This window comes from Amycolatopsis sp. NPDC059027 (assembly GCF_042739735.1).
Taxonomy (GTDB): domain Bacteria; phylum Actinomycetota; class Actinomycetes; order Mycobacteriales; family Pseudonocardiaceae; genus Amycolatopsis.
On sequence record NZ_JBHYIK010000039.1, the window covers coordinates 43596 to 48031 of the forward strand.

Below are 4436 nucleotides of genomic sequence, written 5' to 3' on the forward strand. Positions count from 1 at the left end.
GTGCCCCCGGGCACCGGCCACCCCGCTCCGCACCCGATCACCACCGGAGCCGGGACATCCATGACAAGCCAAGCCCGCAGGCGGAGAACGACAGCGAGCGCGCTCACGGCCGTCGGACTCGCGTCCGTCATCACCGGCGGGCTGACCGGCGTGGGGTCGGCGGCGACCGGGCCGGAATCCCCGTCGGCACAGGAACTCCGCGCCGTCACGCGCACCGTCACGAGCACGTGCGCCTTCGCCGCCCCGATCGGGCCGCGCGGGGTGTCGGCCGAGATCACCGCGAAACTCCCGGTCTCGGCGGCGAAGAGCAAGCCCATCACGCTCGGCGAGTTGTCGATGAAGCTCGTCCTGCCACGTGACGCGGCGCAGTCCCTGGTCACGCCTGGCACTTCCGGTCACGGGTCTGTCCAAGGTGGACTCAGCGTCGTCCTCACCGCTGTCCAGGACACGAAGCACGACACGATCACCGTCCCGATGGACGTCGCGCCGACTCCGGTGCCGGACACCGGTGACCTCACCCTGACCGCGACCGGGAAGCCACCGGAGTTCGCCCTCGAATCCGCCGGACCCGTCGTCCTCGGGCTCACCGCGCCCACGCTCGCGCTGCAGTCACCCCCGCCCGACGGCACCCCCGCGACGGCGCCGGCGAAGCAGATCACCTGCACGCTGGATCCGGAGCAGAACACGACGCTCGGGTCCATCATGGTGACGCCCCCGGCGACTCCCCAGACGGCATCCCCGGCTCCGGGGGCACCGGGAGGAGCACCCGGCGAGCGGCGCGGCGAGCCGGGAACGGTGACCGCGCAGGACGAGGAGCCGCCGCCCTACATCCAGGCCCTCGGCCTGGTGCGGGTCACCTCGACGGCCACGGTGGAACGCCTGGGCGTCAAGGTGGCCACCGGCCCGACCGGGCTGGTCAAGGGCCGGTTGATCATGCGTTTCCCACCGGACTCGCCGCCCGTGGTGACGGCACAGGGTTTCGTCTCCTTCAAGCCGGTCTCGGTGCCCTTCCTGGGTTTCGGCTTCGTCCCGGTCAGCGGGACCGTCGAGTTCCTGCCGCTCGACTACAAGAACGGCAAGGACATCGAGATCGTCGGATCGCTGGACAACGGGATCCTCACCACGCACCTCGAAGTCATGGCCAGGATGAGTGACGCGAAGGTCAACGGCACCCCGCTGGACCTCGGCCCGGACTGCGTGACCGCCCGGCCGGTGGCCCTCGACATCCGCGGTGACTACGACCCGTTCGGGATCGGCGTCATCGGCACCGATCCGAACTCGCCGGATCCGAAGTTCCGCGGGTTCACGCTGCCGCCCTTCAAGGGCTGCGGCGTCGCGGAACCCCTCGACGCGCTGCTGACCGGGATGACGTCCGGGCCGGGGAACCAGGCCAAGGTGATCACCCAGAACCTCCTGCCCTGCCACGAACCCGACCACCGGAACTGCCCCAAACCGCCCTCCTGACACGCGAACGCGAGGGGCACTGAAGTCCATAAAGGACTCCCGAACGAGGACAGCCCGTAGACGATCCGGTTACCTCGCATTTTGCGCCCGGGGAGGCCCCCACGGACATCCCGCCTCAGCACCACGCGCCAGCGCGCGCGACGGGTGACTCGCGGGGCGAGTGGGGCTGACGGGAGCAGATGGTTCCGCTGAACGTCCCGAACGCGTCGTTCGCGACAGGCTCAGCACATCACACGTTCGCGTCATCCGAGCGTCCGTGGATCCAGGCTCAGCGGCTCAGCGTGTCGCCTGTTTGGGCGTCCACTGTGGACCGCTCCGCCGCGGCGCGGGAAGCAGTTCACTGACGGGGAAACGATTTCCCGGCGGCGCTTGGCACGTCCCCGCCCGCAGGGCGAGTTCCATTTCGAAGCGGGCGGCGGGATCACGCAGGTTCTCGCCGAAGGTCGACTGAAGCTGGCGCATCCGGTAGCGGACGGTCTGCGGGTGCACGCCGAGGCGCTCGGCGATCTCGACGACGTTGCCCTGACTGTCCAGCCAGGCCCGCAGCGTCTCCAGCAGCCGTTCCCGCTGTTTGTCGGTCATGCTCACCAGCGGCGCGAACAGCCGGTTCCGCAACGCACCGACCAGGCCGAGATCGGAATTGACCAGCAGGGTCGCCAGATGGTCCTCGGCACGGACCACGCGACGCGGCACGATGACGCCGCGTTCGGCGAGCAGCAGTGCGCGCCGGGCCCAGCGCAACGAATCGGCGAGAGTGTCGAGTGCGACGCGCGGGCCGAGGGCGAGGCGGCAGTCCGGGAGCGCGGCCTGCAGCGAGGCCAGTCGTGCGGCGCTGATCTCGCCGGGGACGACGAGTTTCGGCTCCACGCCGTCGAGTTCGGCGAGTACGTCGGAGTCCAGCGCCGCCATGCGGCGCGGCGGAAGCGCCTCGCCCTGGGGGTGGAGGGCAACCGGCGTCGCCTGCGCGGGGACCGTCCAGCCGATGAGCTGCGCCAGTTCGGTGATCGCCTTCGCCGGTGCGGGCGGGCTTTCGAGCACGAGCTGGAGCAGCTTGCGTCTCCAGCTGTCCAGCGCGCCCGCGGTTCTCGCCTTGGCCTCGAGGTAGCCGTCGAGCGCCACCGAGGCGAGTTCGTCCATGAACCCCAGCATCGCGTCGGCCAGCTGGGACATCACCGCCGAGGACAGGCCGCTGCGCCTGCCGACACGCATGATCCGCCGCCACGAAACCCGCGCGCCGACGCGGTAGGCGGACTGCAGCGAGTCCAGGCTGCGGCCCTCGCGCATCTCGTTCTGCCCGAGCCGGTGGTGCACCTCGTGGGACTGCTCCTTCGACACCGACGGATCCGCGATCTGCGCGACGAACAACGTGATCGCGTATTCGACGCCGGCACGGATCGACTTGCCGTACGGGCCGTCGAGCGGACGCGCGTAGGCCGGGATGGTCGCGCGGATCTCCTCGACGATCTCGGTGGCGAGGCTGCCGAGTTCGGGGCGGAGGATGTCGGCGAGTTTCCGCGGCAGTGCCGCCGGGGGCGCAGCGTGCTCGAATCCGCGCTCCAGCGACATCGCAGCTCCTTCGCTCCACCCAGCGTCCGGCCGCGCCGAGGCACGGCCACACCTCCCCGCGCCGCTGCGGGGGTGACACCGGACACATCGAAAAACTAGCCCCCGATGTGTCACCTGTTCCGCAGAAAACCGAGTTCTTGTCATGTTCGTGACAAGATCTCCGGCACCACCTCGTAGTGGAGGAAAACCCGTCCACCGGGTGCCCGGGAAAATACGTACGAACGGACGAACGCCGGCTTCGCGAGTTACCCCGTGGAGATCCGAGGGACGCCCTGGGTGCGTTGAGCGCGACGAGGGCGTCCCTCGGTGCATCGAACGCACCGAAGGCGTCCCTCGGTGCCCGCGCGGCCAACCGGGCTAACCCCGGCTGAGCAGCCCGCCGATCGCGGCCAGCACGGGTTCCAGCACTTCCAGCCCTTCGGTGCCGACGCCTTCGGTGATCCCGGCGCCGACGACATCGAAGGCGGACAGGGACTCGATGGCCGCGACCAGCTCGGCGATCGTCACCCCGCCGGGCTCGGGGAAATTGAGCCCGCCGAACTCATCGGGGTCGAGGATGTCGAGGTCGAGATGCACGTAGACGTGCTCCGCACCGGACAACGCGGCGATGAGGGCGCCGTCCTCGGTGATGTCGGGGACCCGCGCGACGAGGCCGCTCTCGGCCGCCTCCCGCTCGGCGTCGTCGAAGACCCTCGTCCCGGCGAGCACCGCCCTCCCCCGCTCCAGAGCGGGATTCGCCACGAAGTCCGGGTCGCCGTCGCCGAGCAGTGACCGCAGCACCATCCCGTGGTAGGCACCGGACGTCGAGGATTCCGCGGTGTTGAGATCGGGATGCGCGTCGAACCAGACAATGCCGAGACCCGGTCCGTACCGGAACCGCGCGACGCCGACGGGGACCAGTTCGGTCCCGCAGTCCCCGCCGATGGTCAGCACCGGCCCGCCGGGTGCCTCCAGCGCGGCCAGCTGCGCCGGGCGGTTCGCGAGCAGGACCTCGCGGTTGGCGATGCCGCCGACCACCGGCGACGTCGCCCTGCTCTGCTGGATGTGGTGTACCGGCCGGCCGAGCACGTGCCCGGCCAGCTCGGCGAGCGCCACACACCCGTCGGGAAGCTCCGGCGCGCGCGGGCTGAGCGCGCCCTGCCACTGGGGAACCGCGTTGATGAGCATGTCCGCGACGTTAGCTGAAGGGGACGTTGCTCGCGTAAGACGAGGGGTATGGGGGGGGTGGGGGGAGGGGGGCGGGGGGGGGGGCGGGCGCGCGCGCGCGCGGGCGCGCGCGCGCGGGTTTGGGTGGTTGGTTGGGTGTCTCGCGGGGGGGGCGGGGGCCCCCCCCCCCCCCCCCCCGGGCCCGCGTCGGTCACCGTGACCAGCTCGGCGGGGACGACGACGGTCGCGCGCACGCCGAC

General features: G+C 71.0%; 3 protein-coding genes. 1 reads left to right on the forward strand and 2 read right to left on the reverse strand.

The features are described from left to right. Window positions 1-1464, forward strand: a 1464-nt coding sequence (locus tag ACFWY9_RS25930) for a DUF6801 domain-containing protein (RefSeq protein ID WP_378340138.1), incomplete at its 5' end; no start/stop codon positions are given. 276 nt (window positions 1465-1740) lie between these two features. On the opposite strand, the gene ACFWY9_RS25935 is transcribed toward ACFWY9_RS25930, so the two are convergent. Both ACFWY9_RS25935 and ACFWY9_RS25940 read right to left on the reverse strand, forming a co-directional pair. After that, on the reverse strand, window positions 1741-3030 hold the full coding sequence (locus ACFWY9_RS25935; RefSeq protein WP_378328932.1) for a PucR family transcriptional regulator: 1290 nt from the start codon (window positions 3028-3030) through the stop codon (window positions 1741-1743). Between the two features lie 357 nt (window positions 3031-3387). Then, on the reverse strand, window positions 3388-4197 hold the full coding sequence (locus tag ACFWY9_RS25940) for an arginase family protein (RefSeq protein ID WP_378340139.1): 810 nt from the start codon (window positions 4195-4197) through the stop codon (window positions 3388-3390). Window positions 4198-4436: the final 239 nt, after the last annotated feature.